We start from the raw sequence: 18,278 nt of genomic DNA, 5'->3' as shown, positions 1-18,278 counted from the left end.
GCGCGCTGGTAGCGCCTTGCCGCATCATTGCTGATGCGGTAGATCCCTTTTGCGGAGCGTGCGCATGCAGATCAGACAGGTCGAACTGGAGAACATCAAATCCTACGCGCGGGCCTCTTTCACGTTTGAACGCGGGACGACGGCGATCGTCGGGCGCAATGGCGCAGGGAAGACGACCATCCTCGAAGCGATCGCGTGGGCGCTCTTCGATGTGCTCGAATACAAGAGAGAAGATTTCTTGCGGCGCGGCGCAAAAAAGGGCTGGGTGCGCGTCGTCTTCGAGAGCGATCTGGACCAGCGACAGTACGTCGTCTACCGCGACACGGGGCAGACCTACTACGTCTACGATCCGCTCTTGAACGTGCGCGTCGTCGAGAAGCGGGCTGATGTCCTCGCCTTCATCCGTCAGCACTTGGGCATCGAACCCGGCACCGATATCAAAGCACTGTTCCGTTCAGCCATCGGCGTGCCGCAAGGGGCTTTCACAACGGAGTTTCTGCTGGCGCCAGCGCAACGTAAAGCGGCTTTCGATCGCCTGTTGAAGGTCGAAGAGTATCGTGAGAGCAGCGACCGTCTGCTCGATACGGCGAAACTGGTCCGCGATCGTTTGGTCGAATTCGATAAACGGATCGAGCACGCGCGGGGAAGATTGGCCGGATACGCCGATCTGCAACGCGAGGCGACCGAGACGGCGCGCCGCGTCGAGGAGCTAGAAGGCGCCCTCGGTGAGGCGGAAAGGGAGGCTGCCGCCGCCGAAGAGCGCGTCGCCTATTGGGAGCGCGCCGAGCGGGCGAAGGCCGAGACGCAGATGATCCTGCAGCAGCGGCTCGCGATCCACGAAAACGCTGGAGCCAGACTCGCCGAGGCGCGGCAGAGATTGGTCGAAACCGAGCGGGCCGTCAGGCGGCAGCGGGAGACCGAAGAGGATTACAAGGCGCACAAGCGCGCCCTCGAAACGATCAGCGCTTTGGAGGCTGAGCGTCGAGAGCGCGATCGGATAAGGGACGAGAGCGAAAAGCTCACCCGCGAATCCCTGCGCGTCGAAGGCGAGATGCGGCTGCTCGAAGAGAGGGTGCGCTCTGCGTCGCGGGCGCGCGAGCAGCTCGTCGAGATCCAACCCGAGATCGAACGGCAGGAGGCGCTGGAGCGCGAGCGCGATCGGCTGCGCGATTTGCAGACTCAGGCCGAGATGGCGCGCGGGAAGCTGCCCAAATTGGACCAAGAGCTTCAGCGCTTGCGCGCGCAGCACGTCGAGACGCGCGAACGCATCCGTCAGGCGGAAGCGGCGCGCCGCGCGCAAGATCGCGTCCGGGAGATCGAGAGCGAGAGGATCGGAGTCGAAAACGAACTGGCGGCGTTGCGCGAAGCGCTCAGCGCGCGGCAACTACTTGAAGGGCGATGGCGCGAGGAGCAGCGCGAGATCGAACAGATCGAATCCTTGTTGAATGAGCTGCGCGCGGAAGTCCGACGGCTCGAAGCGCGCGCTATCGCCGCCGCGGAGCTTCCCGCGCTCGAGGCGAAAGTCGCCAGCATAAAGGATGAGATCATGAGGTTGCGCGCTTCGATCGAACGGGACGAGCGGATGGAGCGCGAGGTCAAAGGCGGTCTGTGCCCGATCTTGTCCGAGCGATGCTTGAATCTGAAGGAGGGCGAGACGCTCGAAGGCTATTTCAGAAAGAATCTCGACCTAAACCGCGCGCGGCTCGAAGCGCTCCAAAATGAGTTGGTACAGTTGAGCGCCAGACTGCATCTGGCGCACGAAGCGCAACTCGCCGCCGCGCAACTCGAGAAGGTCCGACAGCAGGTGGCGCACGAGGAGATGGCGCTGAGTAAGAAGCGCACATCGCTCGCCCAATTGAATGCTGAGATCGGCAAATTCGCGCACGCCGACGCACAACGAGTCAAAGACTTGCAGGCGCAGTTGGTCGGGCTGGATGCCGAGCTGAAGCTGAAACAACGCGAAGCGATGCGATTTGCCGAACTCGATAGTTGGAAAGCGCGGTTGCGCGAGATCGAAGAGAACGGCAAACGTCTGAGTGAGGAGCGTGTGGAAGCAGAAGCGATCGCCAATAGTTTGCCATCGGTTCGAGAGGATCTGACGAGAACGGAGAAGGAGTTGGCCGACTTGAACGATCCGCGCGGTCGCGCTAAAGCGTTGCGCGCCGAAGCTGAACAGGAAGAGGCTCTCAAGCGCGAATTCGAAGAGAAGCGGAACCGTCACCTCGACCTGATGCGCAGGTCGCAGGAATTGAAAGCGCGTCTGCGCGACTTCGCGACGCTTGAAACGCGCTTGTCTGAGGCTATCGCCGAGCGCGATCGAACGGCAGAATCTTACCGCGAATATCTCGCCTGTTCGGGCATCGCCGAGCGGCTGCCGGATCGCCTGAAGGAGCTGGAGCGGGCCGAAAGCGAAGCGGCTGAAGCGCAACGCGCGCTCGACGAAGCGCGACGACAGCACGAGCGGGCGGTAGCAGCTTATGATGCCGCCGCTCATGAGAGGGCGCGTTCACAGTTGTTCGCATCTCGCGAGCGGGTCGCGGCGATCCGCGCGCAGCTCGAATGGCAGCGAGAGCGCGCCTCCTCGTTGAAACGCGAGTTGGACCAACTCGATGACGTAAGACGCCAGATGGAACGCGAGCTTCAGCAACGGGAGCGTTTGAGCCGTTTGGATGAAGCTATAGAGTTTATCCGCGATAAGTTGCGCGAGGCCGGCCCGCTCGTAGCCGAAAGCTATCTTTGCAACGTCTCGCTCGAAGCCAACCATCTCTTCCGCGAGATGATCGGCAATCCCGATCAATCGCTGCGATGGTCGCGCGATTACGAGATCATTCTCGAAGAAGATGGTCACGAGCGTTCATTCCAGAACCTCTCCGGAGGCGAACAGATGGCGGCAGCGTTGGCCGTGCGTCTGGCGTTGCTCAAGGAGCTCTCAGATATTCGCCTCGCCTTCTTCGATGAGCCGACGGTGAACATGGACGCGGAGCGGCGTGAGCGTTTGGCGCAAATCATCGGTCAAGTGCGCCACTTCGATCAACTCTTCGTCATCTCGCACGATGATACCTTCGAGCAGACGGTCGATCACGTCGTGATGGTCGAAGGGCAAAACGGCGAGTGATTTCGTCGTGTTCCGGTCGCCAGGAGTCCGGTAACGAGGGAGGTGTGGGATTACGTTGAGAGTCATCGGCGGGATATATCGCGGGCGGCGTTTGAAAAGCCCTCCTTCATTGCGCGCGCGTCCAACATCAGATCGGTTGCGTGAAACGCTTTTCAATGTGCTCGCGCCGCGCATCGAGGGTGTACGCTTCCTTGACCTGTGCGCCGGCTCGGGCGCGGTCGGCATCGAGGCCCTCTCGCGCGGCGCCGCCTTCGCCACGTTCGTCGACCGGTCGCGTCGCATGTGCGCGTTGATCGAGACGAATCTCGATCTATGCGGCGTGCCGGAGGACGAGACGGAGGTCTTCATGAGCGAGGCGGCTGAATTTTTGCGCCGCGCCGTCGCGAACGGTTACAGGTGTTGGGATGTGATCTTCTTCGACCCGCCGTATGCGGATGATTACTTGCCGGTGCTCAATCTGCTCGGCGAGCACGAGTCGCTGTTGTGCGCAGACGGCGTCATCATCGTCGAACACCATCACAAGAAGAGCCTCCCCGATGCGGTCGGCACGCTTCGCCGCTGGCGCCTCCTGCGGCAGGGCGATGCCGCGCTGAGCTTCTACCAGCGCGATTAGACCTCCCCTTGGTTTCGGATGAAGATTCGAGTAAATTGATCTGTGGGAAAAATCTAGCTTGATCGAAAGGCAGGATCATGCTCGTTCTCGGCATCGAAACTTCGTGCGATGAAACGGCGGCGGCGGTCGTGCGCGACTGCAAGGAGTTGGTCTCTTCCGTCATCTCGTCGCAAACGGATGTCCATAAACGTTTCGGCGGCGTGGTGCCGGAGCTGGCTTCGCGCGAACATCTCGAAAGGATTGAACCGATCGTCGAAGAGGCAATGGGCCGGGCGCAAGTCGGCTTCGACGAAATAGACGGTATCGCCGTCACGGTCGGGCCTGGATTGATCGGCTCGCTTCTAGTCGGGCTCTGTTACGCAAAGGGATTGGCTTACGCGCTCGGAAGACCGATCGTCGGCGTCAACCATCTCGAAGGTCACATCTATTCGGTCGTCTTCGACAATCCGCCCGTCGAACATCCGGCGCTCGCCTTGATCGTTTCGGGCGGCCACACGCACATGTTCTACGTGCCGCGACCGGGCCAGTACAAGATTGTCGCGCGCACGCGCGATGACGCCGCCGGCGAAGCTTACGATAAGGTGGCGAAGATGCTCGGCCTCGGTTATCCGGGCGGCCCGATCATCGAGCGGCTCGCGCGCGAGGGCGATCCGCGCGCCGTGCGCTTCAGTCTGCCGAAGATCAGCGATCGGCGGCCCGATTTCAGCTTCAGCGGATTGAAGACCGCCGTCTCGAAATACGTGCGCGAGACCGGATTGCAGCCCGTAAAGGAAGGCGAAACCCCATCGCAGGCGATCAAAGATCTGGCCGCGAGCTTTCAGGATGTCGTCATCCGTTCGCTCGTTTCGACCACCGAGCGCGTCGCCGCGGAGCATCAACCGAAGACGCTGATCGTCGCCGGCGGCGTGGCGTGCAACATGGCCCTGCGCGAGGCGATGAGCGCGATGGCGGAACGCTTGGGCATCCCCGTCTATTTCCCGTCGCGCCACCTTTCGACCGACAACGCGGCGATGATCGCCGCTGCCGGCAGCGTCAAGCTGGCCGCTGGAGAGCGCGCCGGGCTGGACCTGAACGCCGACGTTTCATTGCGTTTACAGAACATCGAGGTCGAAGACGACGAACTGCGCCGCCGCGTGCGATACCGCTTGTGACGGGACGGAGCGACCGGCACGCAAGCGGCAAAGGCGAGCGGCGTTCGCACCCGACATCTCGCGGCAGGCTCGGAACGGGAGCGAGATGTTCGTCGGGCTCGCACCCGTGCCACCGGAAAGCGCGCGGAACGAGGGCGAGCGATTTCGCACTAGGCTACCACTATGACGATGATCGATGGCGATGATAATAGGGGCGAGCGATTTCGCACTAGGCTGCCACTAGCGCGAGCATCTTCTTGGTCCCTTCCTTGACGAGGGAGTTCACCTTTCATCCAACTGGGCCAGCGCCACCGCCAGCGCGATCACCTTCTTGATCCCCTTGTAGATCGGCTCGATCTCGCACCATTCGGTCAGCGCGTGAGCGTCGCCGCACGGCGCCGCGCCCGTGGAGATCGCTGGCAACCCGGCCAAGAGCGCAGCATTCGAGTTATTCGATGCGGTCGGCGTGATCGGCGGATTTTCGAACCCTAGCGCGAGATGGACCGCTTCTGCCGTCAAGACGAGCGGCGATTGCCTCATCCCCGGAATCTGCGCGGCGGGCGTGTTCGATAGGAGTTCAGTTCGGGCCTGCATCGCGGCGCGTTGCGCTTCTTCCGCGATGATCGCCGCGATCTTCCGTTCGAGATCGGCGATCACCTCATTGCTCGTCGAGCGCAGATCGACCGTAAACCATGCATCGGCGGCCTTCGCGTTGACGACTTCGGATCCGCCGAGCATGCCGATATTCAGATGGGTCGGCGGATCGGACGGAAGCGGAAGTTCATAGATGCGCGCCACGGCGCGCGCTAGCGGCAGCGTCGCCGAATAGGGCGGCGTGCGCGAGCGCGTATGCCCGCCCGGTCCGATGAAGTGATGGCGGAACCACTTGATGCCGATGCCGCCATAGGTGAACCCCTCGTAACCGCCATCGAGCGCGATGTAGTAGTTGATCCTCTCTTTGTTGTCTTTGATAAATTCGCGCGCGCCGCGAAGCGCCGTCTCCTCTTCGACCGTGAAGAGAAAGATGAGATCACCTTTGGTCCTGACGTTGGCCGCATCGAGCGCGCGCAGCGCGGCGAGCATCGCTTCGATGTTGCGCGTATCGTCGCCGATGCCGGGCGCATAGACGCGCCCATCGCGCACTTCGGCCTTGATCTTCAAGCCTTCTTGAAAGACCGTATCGAGATGCGCGTCGATGACGACCGTCGGTCCACCGCCCGTGCCTTTGCGCACGGCGACGAGATTGCCCGTGCGGTCATAGTAGACTTGATCGAGTTTGTATCCGCTCAGCAGCCGTTTGACGAATTCGGCGCGTTCGCGCTCTTTGCCCGAGGGCGCGTTGATTTCAGTGATGGCGATCCACTCGCGCAAGATCGCATCGCGACTGCGATCGATGTAGTTGAAGGCAGCGTTGAGCGAAGGGCGCGCAAGCAAGGCTTTGATTTCGGCCAGAAGTCGAGCGCGCGCGTCATCGCCAGCGCGCACAAGCGGCGCGAGGGCGTTCAGTAGCGTCAGCGCGAGAAGTAGCTTCCTCATTCTTCAACCGTTCTCAACGATCTTATAAGGATCGGTCGCTTCGCGTCGCGAGCGATGGCGAAGCCGGGATGGCGCTTTAACCGTTCTCGCCCGTTTGCTCGATCGTTCGCTTGTCGAAGGCGCACGCGCAAGACATTTTAACTGTCCTCGCTCGTTTAGAGTCAATCGTCGCGCGTTCGCATCCAGATATCGGTTTCATCCATCCGGCTAGGCGGCGCGAGGAGCGAGCGACAGAAGATATAAATGGCCCAGCATTCGACGGCGAAAGGCGGGAAGCCAAGGTAACCGAGCACCGGCATCTCGAAGATCTTTATGTCGCCGAAGTAGGGGACCGTGTAGGTCCAGCGCGAGATGGCCCAGTAGTTCCAGAACTCCCACAGCACGCCGCAGACCAGGCCGCTCGCCAGCAGCGAACAGAGGCGACGCCAATCGCCGCGCGCAAGGTCGCCGCAGATCGAAGGCCAGCCGCGCAGAGCGTTGAGCGGATCGACCAAAAGGATGAAGGCGAGCCAGACGAGCGGTGCAAACCACGCCGAGACGATCGCTAGCGGTAGAGACGCCAGCGCCGCCCCGATGATGAGGCAACCGATCATCGCCGCACGCGAGATCTGCATCGGGCGCGTGCGCGGCGACTGCCGAAAGACGGTCGCGCTGAAGATCTCCGCCGTCAAGAAGAGCCCGGGGAAGATCGTGGCGAAAGCCCAATCGTATCCGACGCGGCGCAAGAACGGGTTCGGTTCGAGGTTGTGATAGTGCCACCAGAGTTCGAGATCGGAGCGCCAGAAGCGCGGCGCATTGTAGAACTCGAACATCCACCAGGTGAGGATCGAAGTGATGATGATGACGAGAAACGCTAGCCGGTCTGAGACGAGCGGCGAGCGTCTCTTCAGATGAAAGACCCAAGCGTCGGCGAAGAGCACGTAACCGGTCCAGACGATGGGCGTGAACCATCTCCCGATGAGATCATTGCCAGCGAAAAGCGAGGCTTCGGCGAAGGAGATGATGAATAAACCAACGTAGCCGTGGGCCGGAAACCGATCCGATCCGAAGGTCGGTTGTGTTCGCATCGCCTTCCTCCTGAAATGGCATAAGGCTTCGGTCGCTCTCGTGCCGTTCGTGAAAGTCCGATTTTAACTTAGATGCCGGCGAGAGCGATCATTCTGATTTGAGGTGAGGTCGAGGGCGGTTCAAAAAACGTTTCGCGCGTGCGCGCCCTCGGGTTAAAATCTCAGGCAAAACAGCCCGGCATAAGGCGCGACCTCACGACCGGCGGTGGTGGGAAGATGGGCGGCAAGATAGATGAGAGAAGGTTAAAACGCACGCTCACCTGGGCCGTAATCATCCCTTTCCTTTCGATGGCTTTCCTGGCGGTCGTGCTCGTGTGGCAGATCGAGCGCCTGAACGCCGACATGAGATGGGTGGACCACTCTAATCAGATAGTGGCCCAGGCGCGCTATGTCGAACGGCTCGTCGTCGATATGGAGACCGGAGTGCGCGGGTATCTCATCACCGGCTCGCCGGAATTCTTAGAGCCATACACGCGCGCCGAAGCCATGATCGATCAAGAGATCGAAGAATTGGCCCGTTTGGTCGCCGTCGATCCCGAGCGCGAGCGACAGGTCGACGACGTGCGCGATGCGGAGAAGCGCTGGCACGATCTAGCCGCCCAACTGATCGCGCTTCGAGAGGAAGGCAGAGGTGCGGATTTAGATCGAGCGTTGATCCAGGGAAAGGCGATAGTCGATAGCGTGCGCGAGCGCCTCTTGTCGCTCGTCGAAAGCGAGAGCGCGGCGCGGCGTGCGAGGCTTGAGGAATTGAGAGGCACGGGCCAGTCGGTCATCTTCAGCGCGGTCGCCTTGATGCTCTTGTGGGCGGGGATCTTGGCCATCTTCACGCGACGCGAATTGTTGGCCATTTCGCGCAGTTACGCCGCGGCGCTCGCCTCTTCGCGCGAGGTGGAGGAGCGGTATCGCCTGCTGGTCGAAGAGGCGCGAGATTACGCCATCTACATGCTCGACGCGGATGGGCGCGTGGCGAGCTGGAATCGCGGCGCCGAACGGCTCTTCGGTTACGGCGCGGAAGAGATCGTCGGCAAGCATTTCTCGCTTCTGTTCACGCCCGAGGATGTCGCGCAGCGAGTTCCCCACGCGGAGCTGCAGCGCGCAGCTAACGATGGTTACGCGGAGCATACCGGATGGCGCGTGCGCAAAGATGGAAGCCGATTCTGGGCCACCGGCGTGGTCACGCCGGTGCGCGATCCCGACGGGAAGTTGCGCGGTTACGTCAAATTGACGCGCGATGCGACGGCCCAGCTTCGCGCCGAAGAGGAGCGCGCATTGCGCTTGGCGTATGAGGAGAGAAGAGTCGAGCAACTTCGTCAACTGGCGGATCTCTCCGTCCTTATCAACGTCAGTCGCTCGCTCGATGAGATGCTGAAAACTCTCACCGAACGCGCGCGCGCGATCATCGGCGCGCATCAAGCCGTCGCCAGTCTGACGATTGATGACAACTGGGCGCAGGCGATCAACGCCGTCTCGCTTTCGGATAAATATGCGGCATGGCGTGACTACGATGCGCAACCCGATGGTTCGGGGATCTATTCGCTGGTCTGTCGGACGAATCAGCCGATGCGTTTGACGCAAGAAGAGCTGGAACGTCATCCGGCGTGGCGCGGGTTCGGCAAAGAAGCGGGCAAACATCCGCCTCTGCGCGGCTGGCTCGCCGCGCCGCTCATCGGGCGCAACGGCCAGAACCTCGGGTTGATTCAACTTTCGGATAAGTACGAGGGCGAGTTCACCGCAGAGGACGAAGCGTTGCTCATGCAGATCGCCCAGATCGCTTCGGTCGCCATCGAGAACCATCGTCTGTATCAGCTTTCGGAAGAGAACAATCGTTTGAAGGATGAGTTCCTCGCCACGCTATCGCACGAACTGCGCACGCCGATGACGGCGATCCTCGGATGGATGCACCTGTTGCGCGAAGGCAAATTGGACGAAGCGGCGACGTCGCGCGCGCTCGATGCCATCTATCGCAACGCGCAAGCGCAGATGCGCTTGATCGAAGATCTGCTCGACATCTCGCGCATCATCACGGGCAAATTCCAGTTTGAAGTGATGCCGATCGGTCTCGTGCCGGTCATCGAATCGGCGCTCGATTCGATCAAGCCCGCCGCTGAGGCGAAGCGGATCGACATCGAGACTAGGCTCGATGAATCGGCTGGACCGGTCATGGGGAATCCGGACCGGTTGCGACAGGCCATCTGGAACCTCCTGTCGAATGCGGTGAAATTCACCCCACGCGGCGGGCGTGTTACGGTCGAATTGCGGCGCGTCGATTCGCACGTCGAAATCCGCATCAGCGACACCGGAGAAGGCATCAGCCCGGAGTTCCTCCCCTTCGTCTTCGAGCGCTTGCGACAGGCCGATAGTTCGACGCGGAGAACGCATGGCGGTTTAGGGATCGGCCTGTCGATCGTGCGCCACATCGTCGAATTGCACGGCGGCAGAGTCGGCGCCGAGAGCCAAGGCAAAGGTCGGGGCGCGACCTTCTTCATCCAGTTGCCGTTGCTGGCGTTGCAAGTGAGCAAAGGAGAGCGCTGGCGATCGGTCGAGCGCGAAAATGGGCCGGGAGAGCCGCAGGGGGATGATCTATCGCTCGATGGCGTTCGCATCTTGGTCATCGACGATGATCAAGATACGCGCGAGATGATCGCCGAGGTGCTCGGGCGATATGGCGCTCGCGTGGAAACGGTCGCCACGGCAGCCGAAGCTTTGCGCGCCGTCGATTGGCAACCGGTCGATCTGATCATCAGCGATATAGGGATGCCGGAAGAGGATGGTTACGATCTGATCAGGCGGCTGCACGAGCGCGGCCTCGGCATTCCGGCAGTGGCTTTGACGGCTTATGTGCGCGAAGCGGATCGCGATCAGGCGCTCGCATCTGGCTTTCAGGCTCATATCGCCAAGCCCGTCTCTCCTGAAGATCTGGTCAGAGCGATCCGGAGCTTGATGCTTAAGCTACAAGGGCAATGAGAGTTGCGGCGGCGTGAGGGCGCTTCGGGACCACGAGCTTGAGGGCTTGCGTTCGGCCTCGCAGTTGGGAAGCGAAACCTCGCCGTGCTAGCATGATTAGAGATGGTGCGCATCAAGATCTGCGGCATCACCAACATCGATGATGCGCTCGCCGCCGCGCGCATTGGCGCCGATGCGATCGGGTTCAATTTCTATCCGAAAAGTCCGCGCTACATCGAGCCGGAAGAGGCGCAGCGCATCGCGCAAGCCCTTCCGGACAGGGTCTTGCGCGTTGGGGTCTTCGTCAACGAAGATATCGCGCGCGTTTGGGAGATCGTCTCCGAAGCTAGATTGCAAGCCGTGCAGTTGCATGGCGACGAGACGCCGGAATATTGCGCGGCGCTTCGGGTGAACTCGTCGGACAGCGGCAGACCGGTTAAGCTCATCAAAGCGTTGCGCGTGGGCGATGGCTTTCATCCGGATCAGATCGCGCATTATCGCGCGGATGCGATCTTGTTGGATGCGGCTTCGCCCGAAGCTTATGGCGGAACGGGGCGCTCGTTCGATTGGGATGTGGCGCGGCGCGCCAAGAGATTCGTGCGTGAACTCTTTCTGGCCGGAGGGTTAACCCCCGCATCCGTCGGGCGCGCGATCGCACAGGTCCAGCCGGATTGGGTGGATGTCTGTAGCTCTTTGGAGAGCGCGCCCGGGAAGAAGGATCGCCAGGCTTTGGAAGCCTTCGTGCGGGCGGTGCGGATGGTGGAAGGGCGGGAGCGTTTGATCTGAGTCGGACGATTCTTCTTGAGCTGAAGGCGTGGGATCGGTTATCCTCTCCGCCAATGTGAATTCTCGATCTCCTCGCCGGAAGAGATCCTCACAACCAGTCTGGCATCGATCGAGGTCGAAGCGATGGGCCTTACATCTCTTGCGGTGGACAAGCGAAGAATAGGCGAGCGCGATCGCGGTCGCGTTCTTCTGGTGATGAACGGCGCGCTGGGCGAACTCTGTCGCCGAGCGCTCGAAGAGGTCGATATCTATGTCGCGAGCGCTTCGTGTGGCATGGCGGCTATCGTCTCTCTGCAACGCGAGCGGCCACATATCGTCGTTGCCGCGAATGATCTAACCGATCTCAAGGCGGCAGAGTTGACGCGCGCGCTCGCGCGTTTGCAAGAGGGGCTCCCGTTGATCTTCGTCGGAACCGATGAGGCGACGCTTGAGCGAAGGGGCGGAGCTCTCGCGCTCGGCGCTTTCGATTATTTCAGTTTGCCTGCCGAACTCTCGTTGTTCGTGGCGCGGGTGAGGCAGTTGGCGCAAATTCAATTGACGATCGATAAATTGCGCGCCGAAGCGGATAAGGACTATTTGACCGGGCTGGCGAATCGGCGCCGCTTTCGCGTCGCGCTCGGGCATGAGGTCGAACGCTGGCGTCGCTACGGCATCCCGTGCTCCTTGCTTCTGCTCGATATCGACCATCTGAAAACGATCAACGATACGCATGGGCATTCGGGCGGCGATGTCGTGATCCGTCACGTCGCGCGCACGCTCAAGGACTTCTCGCGCGACAACGATACGGCGGCGCGGCTCGGTGGCGAAGAGTTCGCCCTCTTGCTGGCGGGCACGGGCGACGAGAAGGCGTGGATCGTCGCCGAACGATTGCGCAACGCGATCGCTTCGGTCGCGATCGAAAAAGTCGGTGCCGCGACCGTAAGCGTCGGCGTCGCCTCCTGCCCCGCACATGCGCAATCGGAACGCGAGCTTTACGCCGCTGCCGATGGCGCTCTCTACCGCGCCAAGAACGCTGGTCGCAATCGCGTCTGTTTGGCTGAAAAGGCCGCAGCGCGAGATGCGAAAGCGCATGGATGAAGTGGAGAGTGCGAGCTTCGCGCTGGTTACACGGGCGATGAGATTTTCGCTGGCGTGGAGAACGACGGGTGTAGTTACACGTGATCATAGGAAAACCCGTGAGCAACGCCGTGCGAGCCTTGCGCGTGTTAGTGTACAATGGGCGAAACTCTCTGCGATGCCTCTGCCAAGGCGCCGTCTTCGGCGCGCTGAGGCGCTCGCTTTTACGGTATGATCAAAGGATCGGTCCAACCGGATGTCAGAGGTCATTGGGGGCGTTACGGCGGGCGCTTCGTCCCCGAAACGCTCATGGCCCCGCTCGAAGAGTTGACGCAAGCTTACGATCGAGCGCGGCGCGATCCATCTTTTCAGCGCGAGTTCGAATCGCTGCTTCGCGATTACTCGGGACGCCCTACGCCGCTCTTTTACGCCGCGCGTTTAACCGAGTACGTTGGCGGCGCGCGCATCTACTTGAAACGCGAAGACCTCTCGCATACTGGTTCGCACAAGATCAATAATGCCATCGGACAGGCTCTGCTCGCGCGCCGGATGGGCAAACGACGCATCATCGCCGAAACCGGAGCCGGACAGCACGGCGTGGCGACGGCGACCGTCTGCGCGCTCTTCGGTTTCGCTTGTGTCATCTACATGGGCGCCGAGGATATGCGCCGACAGGCATTGAACGTCTTTCGTATGCGTTTGCTCGGCGCCGAAGTGCGCGAAGTCGATCTCGGTTCGCGCACCTTGAAAGAGGCGATCAACGAAGCATTGCGCGATTGGGTGACGAACGTCGAAGATACATACTACCTGCTCGGAAGCGCGCTCGGGCCGCATCCATATCCGTTGATCGTGCGCGAGTTCCAAAGCATCATCGGACGCGAGGCGCGCGCGCAGATCCTCGAACGGGAGGGGCGTTTGCCGGATTGCTTGATCGCTTGCGTCGGCGGCGGATCGAATTCGATCGGCCTCTTCCACCCATTCCTGAACGATGAGCGCGTGCGCATGGTCGGCGTCGAGGCGGGCGGGCGTGGCGATGAACTGGGCCAGCATGCGGCGCGCTTCAACGCGAAGGGCGGAGGAAGGCCGGGCGTTTTGCAAGGGACGATGAGTTATGTGTTGCAGGATGAGCGCGGACAGATAGCCTCGACCCATTCGATCTCGGCGGGACTGGATTATCCGGCGATCGGCCCCGAACACGCTTACCTTCATGATGCGGGGCGCGTCGAATACGTCTCGGCTTCGGATGCGGAAGCGCTCGAAGCTTTTCAGCTTCTCTCCAAATTGGAAGGCATCCTGCCAGCGCTCGAATCGGCGCACGCCATCGCTCATGCGCTCAAGCTGGCGCGCGAGATGGGACGCGATCGCATCATCATCGTCAACCTTTCGGGACGCGGCGACAAGGATGTGCATACGGTGGCCCACGAGCTGGGCCAGAAAATAGCCTGATCCTTCGCCGGATGGCCCCTTTAAAGTCCCGAGGCGAAGGGTCGATCGAAGCATTCATTTCGGGAGCGCAGAAAGAGAGCGTGACTCGCATCGCAGAAAGCTTCGCGCGATTACGGCGCGAGAGAAGGCGCGGTTTCATCCCGTTCATTACCGCCGGCGATCCAGACATCGGGACGACCGGCGAATTGATCGTCGAACTCGCGCGCGCTGGCGCGACCTGCATTGAACTGGGCGTGCCGTTTAGCGACCCGGTCGCCGATGGTCCGGTCATCCAACGCGCTTCGGAACGCGCGCTCGCTCAAGGCGTGGGCGTTGACGAGGTTCTGCAAGCCGTAGCGCGGGCGCGAAAAGAGACTGATCTCCCGATCGTGCTCTTCAGTTATTACAACCCTTTGTTACAATACGGCCTCGAGCGATTGGCCCAAGACGCGCGCGCCGCCGGCATCGACGGCGTGCTCGTCACCGACCTCGTGCCCGAAGAGGCTGCCGAGTGGATCGAAGTGCTGCACGCGCACGAACTCGACTCGATCTTCCTCGCCGCGCCGACCTCGACCGATGAACGATTGCGCTTGATCGCCGCGAAAACGAGCGGTTTCATCTACGCCGTCTCGCGCACCGGAGTGACGGGCGAACGCGCTGAAGTGAGCGCGCAGGCCGCGCGCCTCGTCGCGCGACTTCGCCGTCTTACGGACCTTCCGATCGCCGTCGGCTTCGGCATCTCGCGCGCCGAGCACGTCGCCGAAGTTTGGCAGTATGCGGATGCTGCCGTGGTTGGCTCCTCGGTCGTCGCCGAGATCGCGCGTCTAACGGGTGCGCCGGATCTGGTGCGCCGCGTCGGAGCCTTCGCGCGCTCTCTCTTGCCGACTAGCGAACTACCGAGATGAGATTGAAAACCCGTTCGGGATGGCGAAGGGGATGCGATGGGAATCAAACGTGGCGAGATGGTCATCGTCGTGCTTCACAGCCCGCGCGAAAAGTGCTGGGGACGGCTCGACCGAATAAGTGCCGCTGGTGTACATTTGCGTGGAATAGATCTCACGGCTTTCGACGATTGGTTGAAAGCGCTTCGGTCGAACGAACCTTTTCTCGGTTTCACCGATGTCTTCTTCCCGCTCTGGCGCGTCGAGCGCATTCTGCATGATGAACGCTCGGGCGACGTGCCTTCGCTCACCGAACGGTTCGAAGCCAGCGTCGGAAGAAGCGTCCGTGAGTTCCTCGGCGACGAAGGGCAGTGACTCTCTGGAAAGGAACGGTGACGATGGGATCGAAAGAATCGAGAAGCCTCACGCGCGCGGCTGAAGCGGCAAGGGGGCTTGTGTTTCATGTATAAAACTCCGTTTCTCTTCTGCGCCAAGATGTGGTAGACTCTCACCGGATCGAAATCGAGGCATGACGGAAGGGAGACGGCGATAAGGTGGTGATGGCAATGGCAGAGACGAAATCGAACGAGCGAAGCAAAGCGATCGAGGCCGCCCTGCTCAATATCGAGAAGCGGTTCGGCAAAGGCGCGATCATGCGTTTGGGCGAGCGCCCGTTGGGCGATGTCAAGGTCATCTCGACGACCTCGCTCAGTTTGGATGCGGCCATCGGCGTCGGCGGCATCCCGCGCGGGCGCATCACGGAGATCTTCGGGCCCGAAAGCTCCGGTAAGACGACGCTCGCGCTGCACATCGTCGCCGAAGCGCAGCGGCAAGGTGGCGTGGCCGCTTACATCGACGCCGAACACGCGCTCGATCCAGAGTACGCCGCATTGCTCGGCGTCAACGTGAATGATCTTCTGGTCTCGCAGCCGGATTCGGGCGAACAGGCGTTGGAGATCGTCGAGGCGCTGGTCCGGTCAAATGGCGTCGACGTCATCGTCGTCGATTCCGTAGCCGCGCTCGTGCCGCGCGCTGAACTCGATGGCGAGATGGGAGATTCGCATGTCGGGCTGCAGGCGCGCTTGATGTCGCAAGCTTTGCGCAAGCTGACTGGGATCGTCGCTTCTACTAACACATGTTTGATCTTCATCAACCAGATACGCGAGAAGATCGGCGTCATGTTCGGCTCGCCGGAGACCACGACTGGCGGACGCGCCCTCAAATTCTACGCCAGTTTGCGCATAGAGATCCGTCGCATCGGATCGGTCAAGGATGGCGAGCGGACCATCGGCAGCCGCACCAAGGTCAAGATCGTCAAGAACAAGGTCGCTCCGCCGTTTCGCGAGTGCGAGTTCGACATCATCTACAATGAAGGCATTTCGCGCATTGGCGACGTAATCGATCTCGCCGTTGCGAACAAGATCATCGAAAAGAGCGGAGCCTGGTTCTCATACAAGGGCGAGCGTCTCGGGCAAGGGCGCGAGAACGTCAAACAGATGCTTAAGGAGAACTCCGAACTGCTGCATAGGATCGAGATGGACGTGCGCGCCGCGCTCAAACTGCCTGCGCACGAGACGGAAGCCAAAAACGACAGGGGCGCGGAAAAAGGTTCTGCCAAGGCTGAGAGCAAAAGATGAGGCGGCGCAACACGTAAGCGCTTTGCCAAACGGCCCCGAAGGGATGTTGCATCCTAGCGGAAGGCCTCTGCGGAGGTTACGGGAGGTTACGCGGCGTGGGGCGTTGAGATATTGCGCCATCTTAGCGAAGGTTGAAGCCCGATGGGGATGACCTTTGGGGCGCTCGTGTGGACCGCATCGGAAAGTTTGATGCCGGCTCGGGTGGAGCGACGCTGGGGGACAGTATCGGCATCCGAGCCGGCACGGGCGGGCAATCTCAAGGCTATTGTGGGACTGCTGCCTTAGGAGCAGCAGCGCCTTCGAGCGACTGAAATTATATCCCTCTGCCGAAAGTTGTCAACGAATCTGTAAGAATTTTAACTAACAGCGCCTTTAATATCGTCCGTCGTTGGCATGGATTCGAGATCGGCTTTGAAGATCGAACTTGTCGCCGTTGACGACGCGCTCGCCGAGGGCGAGGCGCTGGTCCAGTTCATCTTCGCCGATGAGGAACGATCGGATCGGCAGTTCGCTGAACTATTGGGGCCGATCGGCGAATCCTTCAAAGCCGAGCGTTACGAAACTTCATCGGGCTACGTGGCGACTCGCGAAGGGATAAGGTCGGCGCTTCTGGTCGGTCTCGGGAAGCGCGCTGAGTTCGCCGACGAAGTGCTACGGCGGGCGTCCGCTGTTGCCATGCGTCGGGCGCGCGAAAGGGGATGGCGCGCTTTGCGATTGCTACTGCCTGATGATCGGCGAAGAAGCGTGCGTCAGGCCGTCGAAGGCGCCTTGTTGGGGCGCTATGAGAACCGCTTCTATCGTCGGGACGAAGATGGGCGCAACGGTGTGGAGCGTTTGCGGATCGCCGTTTCACGCGGCGGCGAGGACTTAGAGGCTGAGGTCGAACGCGGGCGGGTGATCGCCGAAGCGACGAATTGGGCGCGTGCGTTGGCCGATGAGCCGGCCAATCTTCTGCCGCCGCGGGAGTTCGCGCGCCGCGCGGTGGAGATGTGCGCAGCGGTCGGTCTGCGCGTCGAGGTTTGGCTGGGCGAGGAGATCAGGGCGCGTGGATGGGGCGGTTTGTGGAGCGTCGGCAAAGGATCTGATGAGCCGCCCGCGCTGATCGTCGTTCGTTACGAACCTGAAGAGGTTTCCGGTGAATTATGGGCCTTTGTCGGGAAGGGGATGACTTTCGACGCTGGGGGCATCTGCCTTAAGCCTTGGCAGGGGATGGAAGAGATGAAAGCTGACATGGCTGGCGGTGCCGCGGTTCTGGGTGCGTTGTGCGCCATCGCGCGACTTCGCCTGCCGCGCCGCATCGTCGGAATCATCCCTGCGGCGGAGAACATGCCTTCGGGACGCGCGCTGAAGCCGGGCGATGTCATCAAGACGCTAGCTGGTTACACCATCGAAGTCACCGACACGGATGCGGAAGGGAGGCTGATCCTCGCCGACGCGATCGCCCATGCGCGGCAGCTCGGCGCGCATCGCATCATCGATCTTGCGACGCTCACCGGTTCGATCATCGTCGCTTTGGGCGATGTGCGCGCCGGATTGTTCAGCAACGATGATGACTGGGCAAGGGAGATCGCGGAGGCGGCGGAAAGAGCTGGCGAACCGGTCTGGAGAATGCCTTTGGATGAAGACTACAAAAAGAGGCTCGAGAGCAGCATCGCCGACTTCAAGAACTACGGCGGACGTCCTGATGCGACGGTGGCGGCGCTGCTGCTGAGCAGATTCGCCGACCGAACGCCGTGGGCGCATTTGGATATTGCGGGGACGGCTTGGCTCGATGAGGACGAACCTTTCGCCTCGAAGGGAGCGACCGGCGCCGGGGTGCGCACGTTAGTCGAGTTGGCGGCCCAATCTGCGGACAGTTAGCATCTTCCTGCCTGCATCGCTACAGAGTTAACTTCGCTTTTAATTCGTTTTTAAAGAGTGGCGGTTCGAGTTGAGGTTCTCTGGGGCAACTCGATCTAGACCGCTTTGCATCCTGATTCGCTCGATTGGCGGTCAAGACTTTTTTCTGTAACCGGCGAAGCTCGCGGCGCGTCTTAATCCAGTGAGCTTACGGCGAGAGGGTCCTAAAAGGTGGAACTTTCAAGATCGC

Annotated in this window: 13 protein-coding genes; 11 read left to right on the top strand and 2 right to left on the bottom strand. The window is 61.1% G+C overall.

The window, feature by feature from the left end:
* Positions 1-64 precede the first annotated feature (64 nt).
* The 3 genes from PYK22_RS11620 to tsaD all read left to right on the top strand — a co-directional run bounded on the left by PYK22_RS11620 (position 65) and on the right by tsaD (position 4,879).
* Positions 65-3,115 (top strand): AAA family ATPase, encoded by a 3,051-nt coding sequence (locus tag PYK22_RS11620; RefSeq protein WP_041977504.1) that lies wholly within the window; start codon positions 65-67, stop codon positions 3,113-3,115.
* A 55-nt stretch (positions 3,116-3,170) separates the two neighbouring features.
* Positions 3,171-3,728 (top strand): 16S rRNA (guanine(966)-N(2))-methyltransferase RsmD, encoded by a 558-nt coding sequence (gene rsmD / locus PYK22_RS11615; protein ID WP_041977502.1) that lies wholly within the window; start codon positions 3,171-3,173, stop codon positions 3,726-3,728.
* 77 nt (positions 3,729-3,805) lie between these two features.
* Positions 3,806-4,879, top strand: coding sequence for a tRNA (adenosine(37)-N6)-threonylcarbamoyltransferase complex transferase subunit TsaD (tsaD, locus tag PYK22_RS11610; RefSeq protein WP_041977499.1), 1,074 nt, complete (start codon positions 3,806-3,808; stop codon positions 4,877-4,879).
* Positions 4,880-5,140: 261 nt separating this feature from the next.
* Here tsaD and PYK22_RS11605 read toward each other — a convergent pair whose 3' ends face one another.
* Together PYK22_RS11605 and PYK22_RS16810 are read right to left on the bottom strand one after the other, a co-directional pair.
* Positions 5,141-6,394, bottom strand: a complete 1,254-nt coding sequence (locus tag PYK22_RS11605) for a M20/M25/M40 family metallo-hydrolase (RefSeq protein ID WP_060635604.1) — start codon at positions 6,392-6,394, stop codon at positions 5,141-5,143.
* A 161-nt stretch (positions 6,395-6,555) separates the two neighbouring features.
* Positions 6,556-7,461, bottom strand: a complete 906-nt coding sequence (locus PYK22_RS16810) for a hypothetical protein (protein WP_060635603.1) — start codon at positions 7,459-7,461, stop codon at positions 6,556-6,558.
* A gap of 216 nt (positions 7,462-7,677) precedes the next feature.
* Between PYK22_RS16810 and PYK22_RS16805 the strand changes: the two genes are divergently transcribed.
* From PYK22_RS16805 to PYK22_RS11560, 8 genes are all read left to right on the top strand, one after another.
* Positions 7,678-10,425, top strand: coding sequence for an ATP-binding protein (locus PYK22_RS16805; RefSeq protein WP_060635602.1), 2,748 nt, complete (start codon positions 7,678-7,680; stop codon positions 10,423-10,425).
* A gap of 102 nt (positions 10,426-10,527) precedes the next feature.
* Positions 10,528-11,190: a phosphoribosylanthranilate isomerase gene (locus tag PYK22_RS11590; RefSeq protein ID WP_041977496.1), complete on the top strand. Its 663-nt coding sequence runs from the start codon at positions 10,528-10,530 to the stop codon at positions 11,188-11,190.
* A 123-nt stretch (positions 11,191-11,313) separates the two neighbouring features.
* A complete protein-coding gene (locus PYK22_RS16800; protein ID WP_083437809.1) occupies positions 11,314-12,267 on the top strand; it encodes a GGDEF domain-containing protein in 954 nt (317 codons plus the stop codon).
* A 210-nt stretch (positions 12,268-12,477) separates the two neighbouring features.
* Positions 12,478-13,692: a tryptophan synthase subunit beta gene (gene trpB / locus PYK22_RS11580; protein ID WP_041977494.1), complete on the top strand. Its 1,215-nt coding sequence runs from the start codon at positions 12,478-12,480 to the stop codon at positions 13,690-13,692.
* A gap of 80 nt (positions 13,693-13,772) precedes the next feature.
* A complete protein-coding gene (gene trpA / locus PYK22_RS11575; RefSeq protein WP_041978789.1) occupies positions 13,773-14,576 on the top strand; it encodes a tryptophan synthase subunit alpha in 804 nt (267 codons plus the stop codon).
* A gap of 36 nt (positions 14,577-14,612) precedes the next feature.
* Complete coding sequence (locus PYK22_RS11570; RefSeq protein WP_041977493.1) at positions 14,613-14,927, top strand: hypothetical protein; 315 nt, start codon at positions 14,613-14,615, stop codon at positions 14,925-14,927.
* 191 nt (positions 14,928-15,118) lie between these two features.
* Positions 15,119-16,189: a recombinase RecA gene (gene recA, locus PYK22_RS11565; protein WP_041978787.1), complete on the top strand. Its 1,071-nt coding sequence runs from the start codon at positions 15,119-15,121 to the stop codon at positions 16,187-16,189.
* A gap of 411 nt (positions 16,190-16,600) precedes the next feature.
* Positions 16,601-18,049, top strand: coding sequence for a leucyl aminopeptidase (locus PYK22_RS11560; protein WP_041978785.1), 1,449 nt, complete (start codon positions 16,601-16,603; stop codon positions 18,047-18,049).
* Positions 18,050-18,278: the final 229 nt, after the last annotated feature.

Source organism: Pyrinomonas methylaliphatogenes, from assembly GCF_000820845.2.
Classification (GTDB): Bacteria; Acidobacteriota; Blastocatellia; order Pyrinomonadales; family Pyrinomonadaceae; genus Pyrinomonas; species Pyrinomonas methylaliphatogenes.
This window is presented reverse-complemented; position numbering and strand designations above follow the sequence as displayed.

Coding starts and splice junctions, on each gene's coding strand:
- PYK22_RS11620 (WP_041977504.1), top strand. CDS start 65: ATGCAGATCAGACAGGTCGAACTGGAGAACATCAAATCCTACGCGCGG.
- tsaD (WP_041977499.1), top strand. CDS start 3,806: ATGCTCGTTCTCGGCATCGAAACTTCGTGCGATGAAACGGCGGCGGCG.
- PYK22_RS11605 (WP_060635604.1), bottom strand. CDS start 6,394: ATGAGGAAGCTACTTCTCGCGCTGACGCTACTGAACGCCCTCGCGCCG.
- PYK22_RS16810 (WP_060635603.1), bottom strand. CDS start 7,461: ATGCGAACACAACCGACCTTCGGATCGGATCGGTTTCCGGCCCACGGC.
- PYK22_RS16805 (WP_060635602.1), top strand. CDS start 7,678: ATGGGCGGCAAGATAGATGAGAGAAGGTTAAAACGCACGCTCACCTGG.
- PYK22_RS11590 (WP_041977496.1), top strand. CDS start 10,528: ATGGTGCGCATCAAGATCTGCGGCATCACCAACATCGATGATGCGCTC.
- PYK22_RS16800 (WP_083437809.1), top strand. CDS start 11,314: ATGGGCCTTACATCTCTTGCGGTGGACAAGCGAAGAATAGGCGAGCGC.
- trpB (WP_041977494.1), top strand. CDS start 12,478: ATGATCAAAGGATCGGTCCAACCGGATGTCAGAGGTCATTGGGGGCGT.
- PYK22_RS11570 (WP_041977493.1), top strand. CDS start 14,613: ATGGGAATCAAACGTGGCGAGATGGTCATCGTCGTGCTTCACAGCCCG.
- recA (WP_041978787.1), top strand. CDS start 15,119: ATGGCAGAGACGAAATCGAACGAGCGAAGCAAAGCGATCGAGGCCGCC.